Source organism: Streptomyces sp. NPDC005070, assembly GCF_053600395.1.
On the sequence record NZ_JBSFZS010000317.1, the window covers coordinates 1 to 3,340 of the forward strand.

A 3,340-nucleotide genomic window follows, 5' to 3' on the forward strand; every position below is an offset into this window, starting at 1 on the left:
TGGAGCCGCGTTACCTCGAGCACAGCCGTGACGCGGCGATCGCCACCCTCATCCTGCACGAGCTCAAGAACCTCACGCCGCTGCCCCTCGACGTCCCGCTGCCGTCCCATCCCGGGCTGCGGGGCCTGTGCGAGGACTTCCTGCGGAAGCCGACCATCCACGACCCGCCCGCACGCTGGTGCGCGGTCCTCAACGTCAGCGAGCGCACCCTCGCCCGCCTGTTCCGGCGCGGGACCGGCCTGAGCTTCTCCCAGTGGCGGCAACGCGCCTGCATCCTGCACTCCCTGCGGCACCTCACCGCGGGCGTGCCCGTCACCCGCATCGCGGCTCTCCTGGGCTACGACAACCCCGCCGCGTACACGGCCGCGTTCAAGAAGCTCCTCGGCCGACCGCCGACGGCGTACCGGAGCCCCGAGACCATGAGATCCGGGAGCCGGGGTGACGGACTCCTCAGAAGCCCCACGTGCTGAGTTCGAGGATGGCCGCGAACAGGTGCCCCCAGACCTCCTGCGCCGGCGCTCCCTGTCTCACCGAGAGCGGTTCGAGGGCGGCGACTTCGCGCAGGAAGTCTCGATTGCCGTACTCGCCGGGGTACGAGTTCCAGCAGGCGCCCCTGAAGCGGTACACGGCTTCCAGCAGTCGTACGAACGTCTCGGTGTCCCGGGCGAGGGGGAACGGGCCCTCGTCCTCGCGAACCATGGACACCGCGCCCGTATCGGGGTGGACGAGCACCCGGCCGGTGTCGCCGTACGCCAACTCGAAGGTGCCCAGGCGCAGCAGGCCGTGCTCGTCGGGCTCCAGTCCGTGCGCCTTCCCGTCGTTCCAGGCCAGGGTGAACGTGGCGACTCCGGCGGCGAACCACGTCGGCAGCCCCGCCGTCACGGCCAACTCCCGTGTGGGCGGGTGCGTCAGCGCGGCGGGCAGTCGGTCCTCCTTCAGCAGCACCGTCCCGTCCGGGTCGAACGCCTCCTCCAAGCGGGCGGTGTCCAGGGGGGCTTCGGCTGCCGTCGGTCCCGTGAACCACGGCTCGCCCTCGCCCCAGGACACCGCGTCGGAGCCGGTCGGCCCGTCCTCCGCCGTGCCGTCGCGTTCCAGCACCAGGACGCCGCGCGGCTCGAAGAACATGACGCGGCCGCCTCCGAGGGGTGCGGGCTCCTCCCAGGTGTCGGGCTGGTGGAGACCGTGGTCGTCGTCCGGGTCGAAGAGGACGGGGTCCTCGACGGGAGCGTCGTACGGCCGCTCGGCGAACTCGCCGTCGGCGGGGGCGGGGACCCGTTGGCCGGTGGCCGGATCGATCCAGCGTTCCCGGGTCAGCTGCGACCACAGCTTCAGCAGGAGACGGCCGTCCTGCGCCTCGTGGACCTGGACGTCGGCGTCGCCGCTGAGGTTCGGCTTGGCCCGGTAGGCGCCGACCGGCCGCCACCAGGCCCAGACCGTCCGCCACGGCATGCCCGGCTCGGCTTCCGCGACCAGTTCGGCGTAGGAGTCATGGCCCAGCACCTTCGCGCCGAAGTGCAGCCACGAGGCGAACTCGGCTCGCGACACCTCGGCTCCGTCGAGGATCGTGACGGCCTGGGCGTAGGCTTCGCGGCCCGCTCCCCCGCCCGTGGCGGGCAGGTCTCGAAGGCCCTCGGGGTCGGCGGCGAGCAGGGCCGCGGGGGAAGCGAACAGTGCGTCAAGATCCTCGCGAGTCATACGGACATGCTGCCAGCCACCACTGACAACCAACTCAGCGCGGTACCGGGACTCGGGGCGAGGAACAGAGAGACCGCTCCTTCTCCAGGGGCAGTTCGTCGACTCGCCCCCGCCAGAGCAGGAGGTTGTGGCGCCGCTCCCACACCAGCACGGACGCACCCCTGGCGACCCGCCGGAAGTGGGCGTAACGCAAGGCGGCTTCCCATCCTCGCGTGCGCCGCACATCCCGTACGCGCACGGCCGTCACCATGCCGACGGGCCCGCCCGCCACACCTTCCACCCTGTCAACCCACATACATTCGGGCCCTGTTGGCTGCCCGCCCCCCGCCCGTGACGAAACCGCGGCATCGACATCAGGCTCACCAGCCGCGTGAACGACGGTCGCGGGCCCCCTGCGGACGCACGCAAATACCTTGCCTCCACCCGCCACTCTATTTATAGTCAGGTCGACCATTAAGGAGTCGTCCGTGAACTGGAACCTCGGCTGGACCGAAGCACTCGGCTTCGCCACCGGCGCCGTCTGCGTCTGGCTGGTGGCACGCCAGCACATCGCCAACTGGCCTGTGGGCATAGCCAACAACGTCTTCTTCATCGTGCTCTTCCTCCAGGCCGGCCTGTACGCCGACGCCGGCCTCCAGGTCGTCTTCATCGCGCTGGCCGCCTACGGCTGGTGGGCCTGGGCCCGCGGCGACGGCCCGGCCACCGCCGGCGCCCTGCCGGTGCGCCGCACCACGCGTGTCGAATGGGCCTGGCTCACCGTGGCCGCAGTACTGGGCACCACCGCCCTCACCGTGCTCCTGGACCGGGCCACCGACTCCACCGTCCCCTTCTGGGACGCGCTCACCACCGCCCTCTCCCTGGCGGCAACGTACGGCCAGTGCCGCAAACTGCTGGAGTCCTGGTGGCTGTGGATCGCCGCCGACCTGGTCTACATCCCGCTGTACGCCTACAAGGGCCTGTACTTGACCTCGCTGCTGTACATCGGCTTCCTCGCCCTGTGCGTGGCCGGCCTCCTCGGCTGGCGGCGCACCCTCGAGGCGGCCGGCTCCCGCTCCGCGACGGCGGTGCCCGCGTGAACGCCGCAGCCCGCCCGTACCGACACGGCCTGGTACTCGGCAAGTTCTATCCGCCACACGCCGGCCACCACCACCTGGTCCGCACCGCGCTCGCGCAGTGCGACCGGCTGACTGTTCTGGTCTGCGCCGCCTCCGTGGAGTCGGTGCCGCTCGTCGACCGGGTGGCGTGGATGCGGGAGGCCCATCCGGAGGCCCAGGTCGTCGGCGCCGTCGACGACCACGCGGTCGACCTGCACGACCCCGCGGTGTGGGACGCCCACATGGCGGTCTTCCGCTCGGCCGTCCCGGATCCGGTGGACGCCGTGTTCACCTCCGAGTCGTACGGCGCCGAACTGGCCCGCCGGTTCGGCGCGGCCGAGGTCGGCGTGGACCTCGACCGGACCACGTACCCCGTCTCCGGCACGGCCGTACGCAAGGATCCGGTGGGCTGCTGGACGTTTCTCGGCCCGGGGGTACGCGCCGCGCTCACCCGGCGTGTGGTGGTCCTCGGCGCCGAGTCCACCGGCACCACGACCCTCTCGCGGGCGCCCGTCTCCTTCAAGGTCGCCGCCTCGGACGACTTCAAGGAG

The 3,340-nt window shown here is 71.5% G+C and carries 5 protein-coding genes; 3 read left to right on the top strand and 2 right to left on the bottom strand.

The window, feature by feature from the left end:
* Window positions 1-470 (top strand): helix-turn-helix domain-containing protein (locus tag ACWEBX_RS38345; RefSeq protein ID WP_451889345.1); only part of this gene is annotated, 470 nt, incomplete at its 5' end.
* Here ACWEBX_RS38345 and ACWEBX_RS38350 read toward each other — a convergent pair.
* Both ACWEBX_RS38350 and ACWEBX_RS38355 read right to left on the bottom strand, forming a co-directional pair.
* Entirely contained in the window at window positions 451-1,695 is a 1,245-nt protein-coding gene (locus ACWEBX_RS38350; RefSeq protein ID WP_451889346.1) for an SUKH-4 family immunity protein, read from the bottom strand. The two genes, ACWEBX_RS38345 and ACWEBX_RS38350, sit on opposite strands and share 20 nt — an antisense overlap.
* A 34-nt stretch (window positions 1,696-1,729) precedes the next feature.
* Window positions 1,730-1,966, bottom strand: coding sequence for a hypothetical protein (locus ACWEBX_RS38355; protein WP_451889347.1), 237 nt, complete (start codon window positions 1,964-1,966; stop codon window positions 1,730-1,732).
* 196 nt (window positions 1,967-2,162) lie between these two features.
* Here ACWEBX_RS38355 and pnuC point away from each other — a divergent pair, with 196 nt between their 5' ends.
* Entirely contained in the window at window positions 2,163-2,771 is a 609-nt protein-coding gene (gene pnuC / locus ACWEBX_RS38360) for a nicotinamide riboside transporter PnuC (RefSeq protein ID WP_451889348.1), read from the top strand.
* On the top strand, window positions 2,768-3,340 hold a 573-nt coding region (locus ACWEBX_RS38365), incomplete at its 3' end, for an adenylyltransferase/cytidyltransferase family protein (RefSeq protein WP_451889349.1). The genes pnuC and ACWEBX_RS38365, both read left to right, overlap by 4 nt.